This window comes from Paenibacillus sp. FSL H7-0943 (assembly GCF_037963265.1).
In the GTDB taxonomy this organism is placed as follows: Bacteria; Bacillota; Bacilli; order Paenibacillales; family Paenibacillaceae; genus Paenibacillus_AQ; species Paenibacillus_AQ odorifer.
This window is the reverse complement of sequence record NZ_CP150148.1, coordinates 4531322-4550104: the sequence shown is the minus strand read 5'-3', so window position 1 is coordinate 4550104 and position 18783 is coordinate 4531322. Positions and strand designations below refer to the sequence as shown.

Annotated in this window: 13 protein-coding genes; 7 read left to right on the top strand and 6 right to left on the bottom strand. The window is 43.8% G+C overall.

What is annotated here, in order from left to right:
- Positions 1-40: 40 nt before the first annotated feature.
- Complete coding sequence (locus NSQ55_RS19935; RefSeq protein WP_339168729.1) at positions 41-460, bottom strand: MarR family winged helix-turn-helix transcriptional regulator; 420 nt, start codon at positions 458-460, stop codon at positions 41-43.
- 164 nt (positions 461-624) lie between these two features.
- Here NSQ55_RS19935 and NSQ55_RS19930 point away from each other — a divergent pair, with 164 nt between their 5' ends.
- The gene (locus NSQ55_RS19930; protein WP_076187490.1) at positions 625-2085 is read left to right on the top strand and encodes an MFS transporter; all 1461 of its coding nucleotides are present in this window, start codon (positions 625-627) and stop codon (positions 2083-2085) included.
- A 33-nt stretch (positions 2086-2118) separates the two neighbouring features.
- Here the strand turns inward: NSQ55_RS19930 and NSQ55_RS19925 are convergent, their stop codons facing one another.
- Positions 2119-3186: a glycoside hydrolase family 99-like domain-containing protein gene (locus NSQ55_RS19925; RefSeq protein WP_339168724.1), complete on the bottom strand. Its 1068-nt coding sequence runs from the start codon at positions 3184-3186 to the stop codon at positions 2119-2121.
- A gap of 13 nt (positions 3187-3199) precedes the next feature.
- Positions 3200-4237, bottom strand: a complete 1038-nt coding sequence (locus NSQ55_RS19920) for a glycosyltransferase (protein WP_339168722.1) — start codon at positions 4235-4237, stop codon at positions 3200-3202.
- Positions 4238-4444: 207 nt separating this feature from the next.
- On the opposite strand from NSQ55_RS19920, the gene NSQ55_RS19915 reads away from it, so the two are divergent.
- Entirely contained in the window at positions 4445-4855 is a 411-nt protein-coding gene (locus NSQ55_RS19915; protein WP_248548519.1) for a hypothetical protein, read from the top strand.
- A gap of 89 nt (positions 4856-4944) precedes the next feature.
- Here the strand turns inward: NSQ55_RS19915 and NSQ55_RS19910 are convergent, their stop codons facing one another.
- Both NSQ55_RS19910 and NSQ55_RS19905 read right to left on the bottom strand, forming a co-directional pair.
- Positions 4945-6300 carry a PFL family protein gene (locus NSQ55_RS19910; RefSeq protein WP_248548616.1) on the bottom strand — a complete coding sequence of 452 codons (1356 nt, stop codon included), beginning with the start codon at positions 6298-6300 and terminating at the stop codon, positions 4945-4947.
- Between the two features lie 17 nt (positions 6301-6317).
- The gene (locus NSQ55_RS19905) at positions 6318-6587 is read right to left on the bottom strand and encodes an ACT domain-containing protein (RefSeq protein ID WP_036685776.1); all 270 of its coding nucleotides are present in this window, start codon (positions 6585-6587) and stop codon (positions 6318-6320) included.
- 217 nt (positions 6588-6804) lie between these two features.
- Between NSQ55_RS19905 and NSQ55_RS19900 the strand changes: the two genes are divergently transcribed.
- The 5 genes from NSQ55_RS19900 (at position 6805) to cysI (ending at position 15978) form a co-directional block, all read left to right on the top strand.
- The gene (locus tag NSQ55_RS19900) at positions 6805-8436 is read left to right on the top strand and encodes a diguanylate cyclase (RefSeq protein ID WP_036685778.1); all 1632 of its coding nucleotides are present in this window, start codon (positions 6805-6807) and stop codon (positions 8434-8436) included.
- A gap of 61 nt (positions 8437-8497) precedes the next feature.
- Positions 8498-8878: a response regulator gene (locus NSQ55_RS19895; RefSeq protein ID WP_036685780.1), complete on the top strand. Its 381-nt coding sequence runs from the start codon at positions 8498-8500 to the stop codon at positions 8876-8878.
- Positions 8856-12116, top strand: a complete 3261-nt coding sequence (locus NSQ55_RS19890) for an ATP-binding protein (protein WP_339168713.1) — start codon at positions 8856-8858, stop codon at positions 12114-12116. The genes NSQ55_RS19895 and NSQ55_RS19890 overlap by 23 nt, the downstream gene beginning before the upstream one ends.
- 234 nt (positions 12117-12350) lie before the next feature.
- The gene (locus NSQ55_RS19885; RefSeq protein WP_339174563.1) at positions 12351-14207 is read left to right on the top strand and encodes an assimilatory sulfite reductase (NADPH) flavoprotein subunit; all 1857 of its coding nucleotides are present in this window, start codon (positions 12351-12353) and stop codon (positions 14205-14207) included.
- 46 nt (positions 14208-14253) lie between these two features.
- Positions 14254-15978: an assimilatory sulfite reductase (NADPH) hemoprotein subunit gene (gene cysI / locus NSQ55_RS19880; protein ID WP_339168711.1), complete on the top strand. Its 1725-nt coding sequence runs from the start codon at positions 14254-14256 to the stop codon at positions 15976-15978.
- Positions 15979-17222: 1244 nt separating this feature from the next.
- Here cysI and NSQ55_RS19875 read toward each other — a convergent pair.
- Complete coding sequence (locus NSQ55_RS19875) at positions 17223-18782, bottom strand: cellulase family glycosylhydrolase (RefSeq protein WP_339168708.1); 1560 nt, start codon at positions 18780-18782, stop codon at positions 17223-17225.
- Position 18783: the final 1 nt, after the last annotated feature.

Sequence of the window (18783 nt, the reverse complement as noted above, 5' to 3'; positions counted from 1 at the left end):
CAACAGCCTAATGGCTGTGGGACATCCTTTTTCTTATGTTCTATTCTTCGTTTTGGCTGATTTTTTGCAGCAGGAAATGTAGTTGCTCTACTTCTTCATCGGTTAAATGGCCCACAAGGCTTTTATTAAATTCATCTAAGATGGACTGTAAAACTGGGAAGAAATCGATGGCTTTCGGGGTAGGATATAGAAGGTGAGAGCGTCGATCATTAGGATCGTCTTTGCGCTCGATATATCCCGAGTTCTCTAATTGCTTCACAGAACGTGCTGTAGTTGCTTTATCGAACTTCAATTCGGCAGTTAACTGATCCTGAGTAATGCCTGGCCGAGAAAGAATCAATTTAAGAAAGCTATGCTGTCCACCACTACCGATTCCATAGGGGACAAATTGCTTAACCAGTTTCTTTTGATTTTGACGGTGAAGATGGGAAATTAGCTTCCCGATAGGCTCTCTTGCCAATATAGACACCTCTTTGGGTTATATGTTCGTTCATTTGTTGCCTTGAAATAAAGTGTACAATAAAGTCGTTGCGCACGCAACTAAATTGTTGTACACTGGGTATGGCGAGTTTGGTTGCGTGCGCAACTAAACAGTGATTATTAATATTTAATGAGGTGTTAGTTATGAGTTCTGTAAGTGCAACCTATCAGGAGGATAAAGAAATTCAGAAGAAGCGCTGGATGATCTTAATTGTTCTGAATATTTTTACGTTTATGTCCACCCTTGATGGTAGTATTGTCAATATTGCTCTGCCTGAGCTATCCAAACAACTGAAGCTGCCCATGGCGCAAATCGAATGGGTAACAACAGGATATTTAATGGCGATCTGTGCGGCGATCCTTTTCTTCGGCAAGCTTGGAGATATCGTAGGAAAGATTCGAATTTTTAAGATTGGCACGATTGTATTTGTTATTGGATCTATGCTGTGTGGGCTTAGTGTAAGCTTACCAGCCTTAATTGCTTCGCGCGTAATACAAGCCTTAGGTGCTTCGATGACCATGGCGAACAGTCAGGGAATTGTTACGGATATCTTTCCTGCCACGGAGCGTGGTAAAGCCCTTGGTTTCATTGGTACATTCGTGTCTCTGGGAAGTATAGCTGGCCCAAGTTTAGGCGGGATTATGGTTTCCACCTTAGGCTGGGAGTATATCTTTTGGGTAAACGTCCCTATTGGCCTGATCGCTATATTTTTTGGCTGGAAGGTATTGCCTAAGGATTTAACGAGAGTGAAATCTTCGATTGATGTGCCGGGCAGTTTACTGTTTGCTGTCTTTATTATTACTTTGTTCGCAGGATTATTACTAGGTCAACAGCTTGGATATGGTAACAGCTTAATTGTTACATCAATAATTGTTGCTGTAGTCAGCTTCATTGCTTTCATATGGACGGAGCTTCGCAGAAAAGAACCGCTGTTGCAGCTGTCATTATTTAAGAATCCGTTGTTTTCTTTAAGTATCTTATGTGGTTTTCTCGTATTTACAGCGAATTTCTGCTTCAATATTATCGCGCCGTTTTATGCACAGAACATGCTTAATTTATCGCCATTCTATGCAGGCTTTTTGTTAATGCTGCTGCCGATATGTATGGTAGTCGTGGCTCCAATGAGTGGAGCGCTATCGGATAAAATAGGCTCGGAATTTTTGACTTTTGCAGGGCTGGTGGTCATGGTTATTGCGCAGTTCGGATTAGCACAGCTTCATGTAGGAAGCTCTGTTGTGCTGGTAGGTGTGTGGATCGCTATGCTGGGGATAGGAAGTGGTTTATTTCAATCGCCGAACAATTCGCTTGTCATGTCTAAGGTACCAAGAACACAGCTTGGTTCTGCGGGTAGTGTCAATTCGTTAGTTCGTAATGTTGGTATGGTTGTCGGCATAACAATTGCTACTACAATTCTTTTTCAAGTGATGAGCAGTAAAGCCGGCTATAGGGTGACAGGGTTAGTTCCTGGTCGGCCAGAGTTATTTATCGAGGGCATGCATGTAGTGTTTGTAACCTCGGCATCGATATGTCTAGTGGCTGCTTTATTAACTGGCTGGAGATTGGTGAGTGCAAGAAGCGCCAAAGTGCAGTCATCTGAAAGATAACATAAAATGAAAAAGATCCTTCTGGCGCTACGGCTAAGAAGGATCTTCTTTGTGATGAAACTGTAAGGCTTCCTTAACGGCTTGCAAGTATTGATATTGATAACGTACATCCGGTTCTAGGTAGGCCCCTTCAGCCCATTCATTCCAGGCGTTGATATAAATATATTCACTTTTGAACATTTTTTTGGCGCGCTCAATTTGTCGTGAAAGGTATTGGCCGAATTTTTGAGGATTAGCGCCTAAGGTACTTTGTCCGGCAGGGCCTTTACGTGGTGTGTTATCCCAGTTGACAAAAGCTCCCGGATATATGATTTCTCCGTCTCTATGGGGTGTCCGCTCCAACATAGATTCCCATAACTCATCATAATCAATTACGATATGTCTCTGATCCTCCACCTGCTTTGAGCTCCATAAATGCTTAACCCCGCCATGTGCGAATGTGTAATGCGGCTCAAATTCCAGACTGGCATCGAATCCTTGCTCTTTCTTTAGGGGGAAACCGCCCAGTGTCCGGACCAGATGAAGTCCTTTAAGTCCGTTCTGCAGAGCCAATTCGCGCCAATATTGAAGCATTTCTTCACAGCGCGGGATACTAGCAGACCGATAAATGATAAAGACAGGCTTATCCTCCACCCGGATATAACGATCATCTTTGAAGGCTTCCAGCAAAGCATAAAAGTGCATTCGCCAATCCCGTTCTTCTCCGTATTCCTGTGGCATCAGGACATCCTCTTCGGTACCATCCCAGCTACGTGTCCAGGGTTCGTTAGCCCAAGAAAGGCAAAAGGGAAAGTCAGGCTCTTTGCTCGCAAGAATCTGCTGAACCGGTTGTTCCAGCAGCCGCCTGCCATTAAACCAATAGTGATAATAACAAAAACCGTAAATGCCATGAGCCCTTGCAGTCTCTGCCTGCCATTGTTTCACTTTAGGATCCGTTAAATCATAGTAGTTATTATTTAATGGCTTCTTGGGCTGATCATGTTCAGGATAAAGGGCTGCAGCCTTCCTGACATTTGTCCATTCTGTAAAACCCTCACCCCACCAGGAATCGTTCTCTGAGATCTGATGAAACTGAGGCAATACAAAAGCAATGCATTTCAAGTCAGGTCACCCCCTACGGTTCCTTGAATATTTTTCTCAGCAGTAACTTTCCTTGCTGGATATAAGAATGGTTATATTTAAGTTCCTTTAGGGCACGAGAGGCAGAAATTCTTCTTTCTTCACTATGTGATAAATAGTGCTTAAAGCTATCGGAGAGCTCTTTGAAGTTCTGGAAACGAATGAGATCTTCTTCTGCAATTCGGTAATTATGAAGATGGGGATGATCCTCCACTAACTGAAATACACCGCAAGCGGTGACCTCCATAATCTGCTGCACAGAACCAGTGCAATTGATGACGATTTTTGCTCCATTATAATAGCTGGACATATCTTTACTATGTGTGATATCAATGAAATTTCTGGGGGGTTCCCAACCACGCCCGGCGATCATTACCTTAAGGCCTTGAAGTAGGTCTGAATACGCCAACGTGTAAAGCACACTATCGATTTGAAAATCGCCAAGAATGAGTACGTCACTCTGATAACAGTCCTCCACACGTCTTGGATAATAGAGATCCGTATCCGCAGCATATGGGAGAAAGCTGGAATGTTTGCCCCATAAACCCTGATAATAGATCAGATTAGCTATGTTCTGTGTGAAAATATAATCGAACAACAATGCCAGATTACGTTCTGTTGGAGTAAGACAAGCGGCATCTGCCATCCATACCGCTTTGGGAACGTTGGAAGCTTTCAGAGCAGGGAGGTTCTCCTCCGGAAATAGGGTCTCCGATCCTAGAGCTAATATTAGATCAGGTTGAAAATGAGCTAAATATTCCTCCAGATTATGCTGGAATTTAATAGCAAGTACTTCTTTGACCAAATGCCTTAGTTGATCCTTAAAAAGTCGTACATTAGGCATTTTATCACTTGCCACTGTAGGAACCAGCAGCAATATTCTTAATTGCTTGAGTTCCCGTTGCAAAGGCTCTGCTCTATAAGAGTTCATCTCTAGGATGAGGTTATGGTGTTGCGATGGATTAACTTGGCTGATGGTGACTTCGTGACTTGAAGGCCTTTCAGGAGTGAGCCTATTAGCTGTCTTCTTCATAATTCCTCCTGTATTCTGTGGAGCCAGTCGTCCGCTCTAGCACCGAGTCTTGCTAATCATTATATGTGTAGGGGGTTATTTTGACTTTAGGTATAAGGCCATTAATCAGAGTCTCGAAGATAAAAAGCGGATTTAGTGAAAGCTGTATATCTATCTATGACAGGGCTGGCTTGTTTAACATAAGATATACTATAAAACCTGAAAGGGATGATCGCCTTGCCAACCTTCGATAGCGTTCTAGTTACAGGAAGTCAGACCATTCAAAATGATCTGCACGTTAATGGAAATGAGACTATCGATTCGAATCTGCATTTGAATGGTAGTCAGACTATAATGGGAAGCCTAAATGTGAACGGCAGTGAATCCATACTCGGTCATCTGGGGGTAACCGGTGAAATTAGCGGGGCAGGCACCATCAGAGCTGCAACCCGGTTGATCGCTACGAACCAAGCAACATTGCCACCAGGCGCTCCTACCAGCCTGCAACAGGTTCGATACTTTTCTGTAGGTGCTGTAGGTCAGACTGGTCTCGTTCTGAAGGGCACAGATGGAAATGATTATGTATTATTTATCGATTTGACTGGCGGAACGCCTAATATAGGCATTCAACGGGCTTAATCAAGATAAACTAATATTCTCAGCTTTAGAATATAAAAAAACAGCAAGTCTCCTAAGTACAAATAGGGACTTGCTGTTAGAGGTTTCTATTAATTCTTAAAGCTATGAATTGGTGCAGGGATTCGTCCGCCACGATTAACGAAATTCGCGCAGTTGAAGCCATTCACTGCCATAACTGGTGCATATCCGAGCAGGCCGCCAAATTCGACCATTTCACCAACATCCTTGCCGATTACTGGAATCACGCGAACCGCAGTGGTTTTGTTATTCACCATGCCGATTGCAGCTTCATCCGCGATGATGCCGGAAATGGTCTCCTTGGTAGTGCTTCCTGGGATAGCGATCATATCCAGTCCTACGGAACACACACAGGTCATAGCTTCCAGCTTCTCTAGTGTAAGGGCACCCCGCTGAACCGCTTGAATCATGCCGTGATCTTCACTGACTGGAATAAAGGCTCCACTAAGTCCACCTACATAGGAGGAGGCCATCACGCCACCTTTTTTAACATTGTCATTTAGGATTGCCAGAGCAGCAGTTGTTCCCGGAGCCCCAGCTTCCTCCAGACCCATGACTTGAAAGATTTCGGCAATGGAATCTCCGATTTCTGGAGTAGGAGCTAAGGATAGATCGATAATCCCAAAAGGAACATTCATCCGTTTGGAAGCCTCTTGAGCAACTAGCTGACCGACACGTGTGACTTTGAAGGCTGTCCGTTTAATGGTTTCACATAAGGTTTCAAAATCCTGCCCTCGAACCTCTTCAAGCGCACGTTTGATTACACCAGGACCGCTGACGCCAACGTTGATGACACATTCCCGCTCTCCAACCCCGTGAAATGCTCCGGCCATAAAAGGGTTGTCCTCAACGGCATTACAGAAAACTACCAGCTTGGCGCAGCCGATGGAATCCCGATCCTTGGTGCGTTCCGCAGTTTGGATAATGATGTCGCCCATTAATTTCACAGCATCCATGTTGATTCCACTTCTGGAGGAACCGACATTGACCGAGGAGCAGACTCTTTCAGTGACTGCCAATGCTTCAGGAATACTGTCAATCAAAATACGATCGCCTTTGGTGCAGCCTTTTTGTACAAGTGCAGAGAAGCCGCCGATAAAGTTAACGCCTACCTCTTTTGCAGCCTTGTCCAGGATTTCAGCAACAGGTACATAGGTATCTGTCTTCACCGCACCAGCGGCAATAGCGATGGGTGTGACAGAAATCCGTTTGTTAACGATAGGAACCCCAAATTGTCTTTCCAGATCTTCACCCGTCTTTACGAGCTTTTCAGCGGATCTGGTGATTTTGTCATATACATTTTGATTAAATGTGCGCATATCCGTGTGGGCACAATCCATGAGGCTGATCCCCATCGTTATGGTACGCACATCCAGATTCATTTCACGAATCATCTTATTCGTTTCTTGTACTTCCACTAGTGATATCATGGTCAGCCATCCTCCTAGATTCGGTGCATAATATTAAAAATATCCTCATGCTGAAGCTTGATTTCCACGCCAATCGATTCGCCAAGCAAATGTAATTCCTCTACAATATTCTCAAAAGCTTTAGTTGAGCTAGAAATGTCTACAATCATCATCATGTTAAAATAATCTTGAACAATCGTCTGCGAAATATCCAGAATGTTCAAATTGTGTTCGGCTAGATATGTACATACTTTAGCAATAATCCCTACTTTATCTTTTCCCAATACAGTAATAATCCCCTTCATGAATACAGCCTCCCTTTGTATTTGTTGATTTCACCGTGTATACGGAATGAACCATTCCAACTATTATTGCAAATGATGAAACAAGCTTCAACCAAAGGTTTTTTGTCAGTTTGATTAAATATTTATTTTGGCAGCTGAAATTATAGAAAATTCATTTGACAGCCTATAAAAAATGTGATGAACTGAGAGTTTGATATGCTAGTCTGAAGGAGTAAATATGACTACACAAAAATATAAAGATATGGTTGAGCAAAGAACGAAGATGACCCTCCAGGAATGGACGGAACAGGCGGAAGTGAAGGAAAAGGACATTTATCGTTTTTTGCATAATTTAAAAGGCACTGCTGGTACTGTCGGATTACCGGATGTCGAACAATTTGCCGAGGATACGCTGCCCTATTTCATGGAAAGCAGTCTTAAGAGTTGGTCAGTCGAGGAATGGGGGGATTATTTATATCCACTGATTCCATTGTTTAATGTCCATTCATTGGCAGCTTCAAGCTCTGTTAAAGCATTGGATAAAAAGGGACCTGCTGAGACGCTCACACAGAATGATATTCTTCTTATCGACGATGATGTAGAGCTAGTTGCTTATCTGAAAGAGTCGTTGGAGAGGCAGAATTACTATGTAAGCATTGCCTTATCTGCTGAACGGGGACTCAAAATCTTTTATGAAACGAAACCAGATCTCATTCTGCTGGATATTCTTTTACCGGATAAAAGCGGGATTGAGGTGTTGAACCAAATTATCGGCAAGGCTAAAAAAGAACGAATTCCCATTATCATTATAAGCGGGGAGTACTCCAAAGCGACGCAAATGCAGGCGTATTCGCTGGGGGTGATGGATTTTTTACCGAAGCCTGTAGATATTGATTTATTTCTGGTATTGATCAAAAATCGCTTTCAGCTCAAGAGAGAATGGCAGGAGTCCATCATCGTGGATGATTTGACCGGCGCATTCAATCGCAAACACTTTAATCAAGTCATGAAGCAGCTGATTGGTGATTTTAAGCGGACCAACCGCGTATTTTCGTTAGCGCTGATTGATTTGGATTATTTTAAAAACGTTAATGATACATATGGTCACCTAATCGGAGACGAAGTTCTGCAGGGCTTTTCCGAGCTTGTGAAGAATTCCATCCGTCTGGAGGATACCTTTTGCCGTTATGGGGGAGAAGAGTTTGCAGTGTTCTTACCTCACACGGATGCGGAATCTGCAATGTTGGTTATACAACGTATTCAAGAGCGGTTTGCGGCGACTGACTTTTTTGCGAAAAATGAAATCTTTCATGTGACTATCTCTAGCGGGATTTCTGAGGTAACAGATGCCGAGAATATAGCCGATAAATTGATTGAGGAAGCAGATCAGGCTCTTTATGCTAGTAAGCATGCTGGAAGGAATCAGACAACGCTTTATTCGGACCATTTATCCACTACTAAAAAGCATTCGGTTCTGAATGTGATTGTTGTGGATGACGATACGCTAATTCGGAGAATTGTGACCAGTCAGTTCGCCATTTGGGAGCCGGATAATATTGCTGAGGTGAAGGTTAGCAGCTATGCGAATGGGCTTGATTTCCTGCAATCGGATTGGTATGCCGTGGATGAGAAGTATATTATTTTGCTGGATGGTGTGATGCCTGATCTGGATGGAGTAGAAGTTCTGGAAAGAATCCGCAAAACGTATCCGGAAGTAAATATATTAGTGATCATGTTGACGGGAAGAAATAATCAGGCGGATATTGTACATGCCCTGCAGATGGGTGCCGATGATTATGTAGTGAAGCCGGTCCATATGCCTGAGTTGTTGTCGAGGATAGAGCGGTTGGCTCATAGATTTTTGTTCTAATTGGGTTCTGAATATGTTGTGAGCACCAGGAGAGATCTAAAGCGGAGGGAACTAGGCAGCTATGCAAAAGGTAATGGTAGTGGATGATGAAGAAGTATTACGAATGTTAATCGTAGACACCTTAGAAGATTTGGAAGACGTGGAGATCCACACTGCCGAGAACGGATTAGAGGCGCTTTCAAAATTGTCACAGGATCATTATGATTTGGTGATATTGGATTATATGATGCCTGAAATGACAGGGATTGAAGTCCTAGGCCAACTGGATGATGAGAAAAAGAAGGCTACAGCTATTTTAATGTTAACAGCCAAAGCCCAAGATGTAGACCGTCTTCGAGCGGTAGATGCAGGCGCACGTTATTTTATGCCAAAACCTTTTAGTCCTATGGAACTCTTGCAGATTGTGGAGGGGATCCTAAGTGACAAAGGGAAGCAGCTCTAATCACAGTATTAAAAATAGATATTTTCGTATCATTGCCTTGGTTTTTTCGTTAATCATTATTATGGGATCTGTATTTTTATTTTTCATAAATAATGAGCAGAACAAATTAAGTAGAGACCGTGAAGTTCTGCAAAATAAGGCGGACACGATTAACGAATTGGCGACTGCGTTAAATGAGGTTTTTTTCCGAGCGAGGGGATTCAGCGCACTTAAGAGTGACAATGAATTAGATCTCCTAAACTTAGGACTTGTTAACTTTGATAAGATTCTGGATACCTATTCTAATCTCAATTTATCTCCGGAAGAAGCCTTGTTTAGAGATGGTTTGAAAGCATTTTATGTTCAGTACAAAACTAAAGTTTTACCTGAAGCGATTCGGTTTGTCGAGGCAGACGATTATGTGTCTTTGAGAGCTCTATCCGCAGATGGCAACACGAAATCAGTAAATGATTTTTTAACGTATACAAAAGAGTACAAGCAACGATCCGATGCCGCATTAAATACTATGGCTATGGATTACATCAAACGTGCCAATGAGTTTACCTTTATCGCATTCTTTTTCAGCACGATTATTCTGCTAATCTTCACCTTTATGATTTGGCGGATTCTGAAGAACCTAATAGATCCTATTCTGAAGCTGGAAGGGGCAACCCATTCCCTGGCTGCAGGAGAAGAAATTCTTCTGGGCAAGCTTAAGAATCAAGATGAAATTGGCCGACTTTATGATGCTTTTCTAAATATGGCTAGAAGTATTCAAGATAAAGAAGAAGAATTGATGATGCAGAATGAAGAGCTGCATGCGCAGCAGGATGAACTTCAGGATCAGCAATATAGGCTGCAGCGCTCGCTTAGTGAAATTGAGAGTATGATGAAAGCCTTGGATCAATCGTCTGCGGTGGGGATCCTTACTGCTAAAGGTGTCTTTACCTACGCGAATGATAATTTAAGTGGATATACCCGCTATAAAAAGTCTGAGATTATCGGTTACACCTATAAGTTATTTGAACTTTATAATCTCTCTGATGAGGGTTATCAGAAAATCTTTAACAAATTAAATACAGGCGGAGTGTGGAACAATGAGCTGCAGATTCTAGCCAAAGACGGATTGCCCATCTGGCTGCATCTGACGATTGTGCCGTACCTGAATGAAGAGGGTGTGATTTATCAATACATCCTTATTGCGAACGATATCACCTCAATGAAAAGCGTGCAGCAGGAGCTAGCCGAAACGTTAAAAAACACAGAACAGACCAAGATGATGCTTGAACTTAATAATCAGCTGAATCATGATATTACTTATACTTTGGATAAACATGAATTTGCCGATAAGTTTATTGAGTTTATGCATCGCCTGTATGCCTTTGATTCGAGTTTCTTCCTGCTTGTGAAAGATAATATTGCGGCTGTGAAAGGCATTCCACAGGAGAATGTGGAGCGTTATCTTGATCATGAGAATAATGAGATGTTATATCGCTTGCAAGCGGAAAAAACGTACCTAATCAAGCGCCTGGCCACACAATCAGAGCAAGGGATTTCTGCGAGTGAGGTCTATGTTTACGACTTCTACACTACTGTTGTGAACGCAGAGGATGAGATTCTTGCAGTGTTCTGTGGCAGCCGGATTGGTCATTCCTTCAGCAAAGAAGAGATTAATGAGGTTCAGGGGATGATGAACCGCGTAGCGCTGGCGATTGAACGTTTATTCATGTATGAAGAGATTGAACATGGACGAAAGCTGAATCGGGACATCGTAAATAATGTGAACGAGGGCATACAATTTGTGAATACAGAAGGTATGCTCCTGCAGATGAATAAAGCGTTGAGCAACATTTTTAATTATGAGTGGACAGAAGGAACTTTGATTCCCCGTCAGAAATGGATGGATTATTTCATTGAGCACTCGAATGAGAATCATGAACTTCGGATGTTTTTTGAAAAAGCGATTGCTGAGGATGCTCTGGAATCCAGCAGCATGCAATACTCCATTGGAACTGAATCGAAGAAGCATATTGACGTGTATGCGATCCCTGTATTCCGTCGCGAGCTGCGTATTGGTACATTGTTTGTCTACAGAGATATCACTAGAGAATATGAGCTGGACCTTATGAAATCTGATCTTGTCAGTACGGTAAGTCATGAGCTAAGAACACCGCTATCGAGTGTACTTGGTTTCACAGAACTGTTATTGTCTAAGACCATGAAGCCTGAGAAGCAGCTTAAATATCTGGAGACGATTCATAAGGAAGCTAAACGACTGACGGAGCTCATTAATGATTTTCTTGATTTGCAGAGAATGGAGTCAGGTAAGCAGCAATATATCACGGAGCATTTGAATCTCAGTGAAATTGTATTAGGTGTAATTGATCAATATAAACTGAGCAGTACCCATCATGTGCTCCTAGTGGATGAGGCTTTAAATGCGGATGTTGATGTGGACAAGGATAAGATTGTCCAAGTTCTGACGAATCTGTTAAGTAATGCGATTAAATTCTCGCCTGATAACAATGAAGTTAAAGTACTGCTGCATAACGAGTCGGATAGAATTATTGTACGTATCCAGGATAATGGTCTTGGCATTCCTAAGGATCAAATAGGACAGCTATTCCAAAAATTCAGAAGAGTGGATAATAGCGCCTCTAAAAGAATTGGAGGAACAGGACTCGGACTTGCTATCTGTAAGGAGATCATTGAGAAACAAAAGGGAAATATCGGTATAGATTCCGTAGAAGGAGAGGGCACTACCGTCTGGTTTAGCCTCCCTATCCTCCATGCGGAAGCGAGCCGGCAACAGGATGAGCTTAATAAATGGAGCACCGATAAAGAGCTCAAACCTAATGTAATGATCGTTGAAGATGATTACAGTCTTTCGTTGCTTTTATCAGAAGAGCTTAAAGGGAAGGGCTTCCGTGTTACCCATCATTACCATCCACAGCAAGCTTTTGATCAGGCCTTGAAAACACCATTTGTGGCGATTGTGGTAGATTTGATGTTGGGTGAAGAGCTGGATGGCTGGGATTTGATCCGAATGCTTAAAGAAGATCCAAGAACTGAAAATATACCTATCGTTATTTCTTCTGCTCTAGATCAATCGGATAAGAACCAATTAAACGATGTAATTCAAAAATATTTAACAAAACCTTATCCGCCCGGCGAGCTGTCGAATACGCTTGAGGAGATAGTGAAGATTAAGACGGGGATCGGCGAGGTGTTATTTCCCGAAAGTAAGCAAAAATTATAGCTTTTATTTATCACAATATTTTATAAATAGTATCACTTTTTATAATGAAACCGATCAAAACAGGTTAAATCATACTGTTTTGATCGGTTTTTACGTACTTTATAGATACTTTTTCAATAAATTACAATTATTAGGGTAAATCGACATCATTGATCGTTTACAATTATTGTGATAGCCTGATTTCATGAGGTACGGATCATCAGAAGATTTCATGTTTAGGAGAGGTGGATATTGTTGCAACTACAGGTAACGAACAGTCCTTTTAACGAGAGCCAAGTCGAGCTACTCAATCGTCTTCTACCATCCTTAACGGAGACACAGCAAATATGGCTTAGCGGTTATTTGTCAGCCATGGGCCTTACTACTGCATCATCGGCAGGTGCCGAGGTTCAATTAGTACAATCAAATACGATAGGAAATGTGGAAGGTAGTGCCGTTAGTCAACCTGTAGCTTCACGTGAAGTGACCGTGTTGTTTGGGTCCCAGACAGGGAACTGCCAACGGCTGGCTGGGAGCTTGTCCCGCAAGCTGGAGGAGCAAGGATTTCAGGTCACACTCACTGCGATGAACAGCTTTAAGCCCAATGCGCTTAAGAAGGTTGAGAACCTCCTATTGCTGGTCAGTACACACGGTGAAGGCGAGCCGCCAGATAATGCACGGATGTTCCATGAATTTCTCTATAGCAAAAGAGCCCCTCAATTAGAGAATCTGAAGTTCTCAGTGCTGGCACTGGGGGATACCTCTTATGAATTCTTTTGTCAGACCGGCAAGGATTTCGATCAGCGGCTTGAGGAACTTGGCGGCAAGCGGTTAAGTCCGCGTGTGGATTGTGATCTTGATTATGATGATTCGGTTACCGAGTGGTTTGAAGGCGTGATTGGTGCCTTAAATGCACATTTAAATGCTCCGGCCATTGCGGCAAAAGCGGTTCAAGCTGCGGAAGACGCAGATTCTCAGGAGCCTTTGTATACCCGCAACAATCCTTTTAAAGCGGAAGTATTGGAGAATCTAAATCTGAACGGACGTGGTTCTGACCGTGAGACCCGCCATTTGGAGCTATCCCTAGAAGGTTCTAACATACAATTTGAGCCAGGGGATGCGCTGGGTGTCTATCCGGAGAATCATCCTGAATTGGTAGACGCTATTATTCATACTATGGGCTGGAATCCTAATGATATTGTTCCATTTAATAAAAAAGGGGAAGACGGCACCTTACGTGAGGCCCTTCTTCACCACTATGAAATCACTGTATTGACCAAACCGTTACTTGAACAAGCGGCGAAGTTATCTTCTTCTAACCAATTAAGTGATCTATTGTCGCCAGAACGTGCGCAACAGCTTAAGGAATATATTCAAGGCCGCGATCTGCTCGATTTGGTTCAGGACTTCTCTCCATGGGAGGGTTCGGCCAGTAGCTTTGTGACTATTTTGCGCAAGCTTCCGGCACGACTCTATTCAATTGCCAGCAGCTATAAAGCTAATCCAGATGAGGTTCATTTAACGGTTAGAGCTGTACGTTATGAGGCACATGGCCGTGAGCGTTATGGGGTCTGCTCGGTACATTGTGCTGAAAGAGTCCAGCCGGGAGATACGTTGCCCATCTACATTCAACATAATCCGAACTTTAAGCTTCCGACGAATCCTGATGCACCGATCATTATGATTGGACCGGGCACAGGTGTTGCACCCTTCCGCTCTTTCCTGGAGGAACGTGGCGAGCTTGGGGCGGAAGGTAAATCATGGCTGTTCTACGGAGATCGGCATTTTGTGACGGACTTCCTCTATCAGACGGACTGGCAGAGAATGCTTAAAGACGGCTTGTTAACTAAGCTGGATGTTGCTTTCTCCCGTGATACCGAAGAGAAAGTATATGTTCAGCAACGCATTCTGGAAAAGAGCCGCGAGGTCTACGAATGGCTGCAAGCGGGAGCTCATATTTACATTTGCGGAGACGAGAAGCATATGGCACATGATGTTCATTCTGCTCTGATTACTGTCATCCAGCATGAGGGTGGTCTGAGTCCTGAAGAAGCGGCAGCTTATTTGGATAATATGCAGCAGGCGCAGCGCTACCAACGTGATGTTTACTAATGGATAGAGGAAAGTTATCGAATGACTTCGGGGGGAGATAACAACAATGGCAAACAATGAAAAGGTTAAGCCGATCGGCGGGCCTCCAAGCGATGTTGAGCACATTAAGCAAGAGAGTAACTATCTGCGGGGCGCGCTTGTTGAGACATTAAGCAATCCGATTACCGGAGGCTTGCCGGAAGATGATAATCGGCTGCTGAAATTTCACGGAAGCTATATGCAGGACGATCGGGATTTACGCAACGAGCGCGAACGGCAAAAGCTGGAGCCTGCATTCCAGTTCATGCTTCGTGTAGTTGCCCCAGGCGGGGTAGCGACACCAGAGCAGTGGCTAGTGATGGATGATCTGGCACAAAAATACGGCAATGGAACCTTACGTCTGACTACCAGACAGGCGTTTCAAATGCATGGGGTACTCAAATGGAATCTTAAGAAAACCATTCGCAGCATTAATGATACGCTGATGACGACGCTGGCAGCTTGCGGCGATGTTAACCGTAACGTAATGAGTAATCCGAATCCTTACCAGTCAGAGGTGCATGCAGAGGTCTACGAATGGGCGCGCAAAGTAAGTGATCACTTATCACCACGTACGCCTGCTTACCATGAAATCTGGTTGGACGGTGAGAAGGTAGTAGATAGCTTAGGCGAACGTGCGGAAGTAGAACCGATCTATGGTCCGGTATATTTACCGCGTAAATTCAAGATTGGTCTAGCGGTGCCTCCTTCTAATGATGTGGATGTATTCTCGCAAGATCTGGGTTTTATCGCTATTCTGGAAAATGAGAAGCTAGTCGGCTTCAACGTTTCTGTAGGCGGCGGTATGGGGATGACTCATGGCGATACCAGTACTTATCCTCAGTTGGGACGTATAATTGGTTTTTGCCGTCCGGAACAGTTGATTGATGTGGCAGAAAAGACCGTAACAATCCAGCGGGATTATGGCAATCGCTCTGTCCGCAAAAATGCACGGTTCAAATATACAATTGACCGCCATGGTCTGGAATGGTTCGTAGACGAACTGCATGAAAGACTCGGATGGCAGCTTGAAGCAGCACGTGATTATCATTTTGATCACAACGGAGACCGTTACGGCTGGGTGAAGGGTACCAACGGAAAATGGAATCTGACACTTTATATCCAAAGCGGACGGATTCATGACCAAGAAGGATACACCTTGATGACTGGCTTGCGGGAGATTGCTAAGATTCATACTGGAGATTTCCGTCTAACGCCGAATCAGAATCTAACGATTGCCAACGTCACTACTGCCAAAAAACGCAAAGTAGCTGAGCTGGCTAAACAGCATGGACTAACAGATGGAGCACATCTTTCTGCATTGCGGCGCAGCTCCATGTCCTGTGTAGCACTGCCAACCTGCGGACTTGCGATGGCTGAAGCGGAACGCTATCTGCCTTCGCTGATAGATAAGCTGGAGCTTGTTATAGATAAAGCTGGTTTGCGTGACGAGGAAATTGTGATCCGAATGACCGGCTGCCCTAATGGCTGTGCTAGACCGGCGCTGGGTGAAATTTCGTTTATCGGCAAGGCTCCTGGCAGATACAATATGTATTTAGGAGCAGGCTTTACGGGTGATCGCCTCAATAAAATGTATAAAGAAAACATAGATGAGAAGGAGATCCTAGAGACGCTTGAACCTATTCTTCACCGATATGCCAAAGAACGTCAACAAGGCGAGCATTTTGGAGATTTCGTGATCCGTGCAGACTATGTTAAAGTCGTTACCTCTGGACTTAATTTCCATGACTAAATGAAAGTAGATTTAAAAATGTCCCGGGGCCAGTTGATGGCTGCCGGGATTTTTGTGGTTTGGTCGTAGTTAGATGCGCGGGGTGTCGTGTCGTACACATAATGCTCCAGAGGTAAAGAACGGTAGGTGAGCGCAGACGAATAGAAGATGAGTAGTAGATGAGGGGCAGATGAGCGCAGACGAGTAGCAGATGAGTATTAGATGAGCGATAGTAGAGCAGTAGATGAGCAGTAGATGAGCGCAACGAGCGGCAGTAGACTAACAAGGTGACGGACTCAGGAGCCCTTATTTCCTGAAATCTTGCCAATTTGCCGAGTGTTCGGACACCAGCGCCGTTAAGGGTATGAAAAGAGGCTGAAATAGGCCTTTTTCAGAGGAATAAGGTCTCTCCAGTCCGAAAGTTGCTCAAAACGGCTTAAATCGCACAAATAGCGTCATCTGAGTCCGAAAATCACGACAAAGCGCTCCAAAGGTAAAGAACGGCAGATGAGCAGCAGATGAGTGCAGAAGAGAAGTAGAAGAGTTGTAGAAGAGTAGTAGAAGAGTAGTAGATGAGCAATAGTAGAGCAGTAGATGAGCGCAACGAGCGGCAGTAGACTAACAAGGTGACGGACTCAGGAGCCCTTATTTCCTGAAATCTTGCCAATTTGCCGAGTGTTCGGACACCAGCGCCGTTATGGGGATGAAAAGAGACAGGAACAGGCCTTTTTCAGAGGAATAGCGGCTCTCCAGTCCGAAAGTTGCTCAAAACGGCTTAAATCGCAAAAATAGCGTCATCTGAGTCCGAAAATCACAACAAAGCGCTCAAAAGGTAAAGAACGGCAGATGAGCGCAGACGAGCGGTAGTAGACTAACATTAGAGTAGTGAAAGGGTCATATTAGATAGTGGGACAGAGTGAAATTAGCTCAGTAGGAGCAATTGTAGAGTAATACGCAGAACAGCAGGAGCAATAGTGAAGTAACGCAGAACAGCCAAATAAAAGAGAAGCAACCGACTAGCGGAACAATAGACGAGCAGCAGTAAACTATCATCAAAGTAGTAACAGTCCGGCAGTAAACTAACATCAAAGTAGTAACAGTCTGGGAGCAGGCTAACAGCAGTAGATCACCGTTGACTGACAAATCTAGCAGCAGCCTTCATTTGATCTACAATAATCTAGTAAGATCCCAACATCTGCGCTACAACAGATTCAATTTAAAAACCAGCAAGTCTCCAATTCCGGGAGGCTCGCTGGTTTATGTTTTTAAGGAGCGATGCCGGAGATCAGTACATCGTCTTGATACAGGGTTACTTTGTTCCAAGTGCTGAAGGAAACTTTGGTTGGATCGAACGAATAGTCATTTGCTTCATTGAAGTTAGACCAGTCGCTTTTGTGCACGCGTAATTGGATTTCTCCTGACTGTCCACCGGCAGGTATGGAGCCCGCGCTAGCATTGAAAGTAAGCTCAACGTAAGAGTCGGCGTTCGTCCCACTTGTGGACCCGAGGGCAACCGATATATTAGAAGCACCGACCTGCGCCCAATCGATTACTCCATTGAGAGAGGCGCTTCCATCTTTAGTAAAGTAATAACGAATTTTCAGTCCATTTAAATTGACTGCCGTTGTTCCGTTGTTATAGATGTTGAAGTAGGGCTTGATTGAGTTATCAGTAGCATTGGTATCTGCTGCACGGTAGTAAAGTGCCAGATTACTGGTTGGCGAGCCGGTAGGAGTGGCTGTAGGTGTTACTGTAGGTGTAGGTGTAGGTGTAGGTGTTGGTGTAGTGCCACCATCCGGCACAGGTTGGTAACCAGGTGTTGTGTAAATTTTATTAAGCACGGAGGTTGCTAAGGTTCCGTTTGCTCCATTAACGACTGTATTTCCCCAGTTGCTGAGTGTTCCTGCTGGACCGCTGGCTAGATCCAGATATTCAACGCCTCCGCCATTACCATACCAGGACCAGGCGAGCCAGCCCACCTTTTTTTCCTTCGTGTAGCTCATAATGGTGGCTTCATCGACATCTCCACCCGTGTGCTTGTCACCGAATTCGCCGATAATCACAGGGGCTCCAATAGCCAAGGCACTATCGATATTACTCTTGACTGTAGCAGCATTACCTCCAGCATATTCGTACATATGAATTGAGAAAATAGTATTTTTTAAGGTATCTGAATTAAATACAGCCTGACCACTAGTGAAAATAGATTGTGGGTATTGACCCCATCCCGCTGCATCTACAACTAAAGTGTTCTTAATGCCCGCATTTCTTAACGCAGGAATTGCCGCTTGGTATCCACTGGCCCATGTTGCAGTGTTCCAAGAACCGTACCATTCATTAGCAATATTCACAATGACACGATCTTCTTTACCGATCAAAGCATCCTTGATGCTGATCCAATAGTTTACTGCAGCGTTAAGGTCAGAGGTGTTGTCTGAGCCCGTAGCATCATGCACTTCCAGCATGGCAATCATTTTATACTGATCACAAAGTTTTAGAATATTTTGGACATCAGCTAAAGTATCGAGAGACCACTTGCTGCCATTAGAAAGTACAATTCTGACGGTATTGGAGCCAGTCGCTGCGATGGCCGGTATTGCAGTAGCCAGATCGTTTTTGTACCAAGTGTGTGCATGATTCACCCCACGCATTACAAAAGGACTGCCAGTAGCATCGTATAAAGTGGTACCGCTTACATAAAAACCTTTAACAGAAGTGTTTGCTGCCGCTGCCTGCTGTTGAGGTAAAGAAATAGAAAGAGTAAGGATACTAATTAATACTAACAAACTGATTTTCCGGAACGAAAAATGCTTTCTGAATTTCATC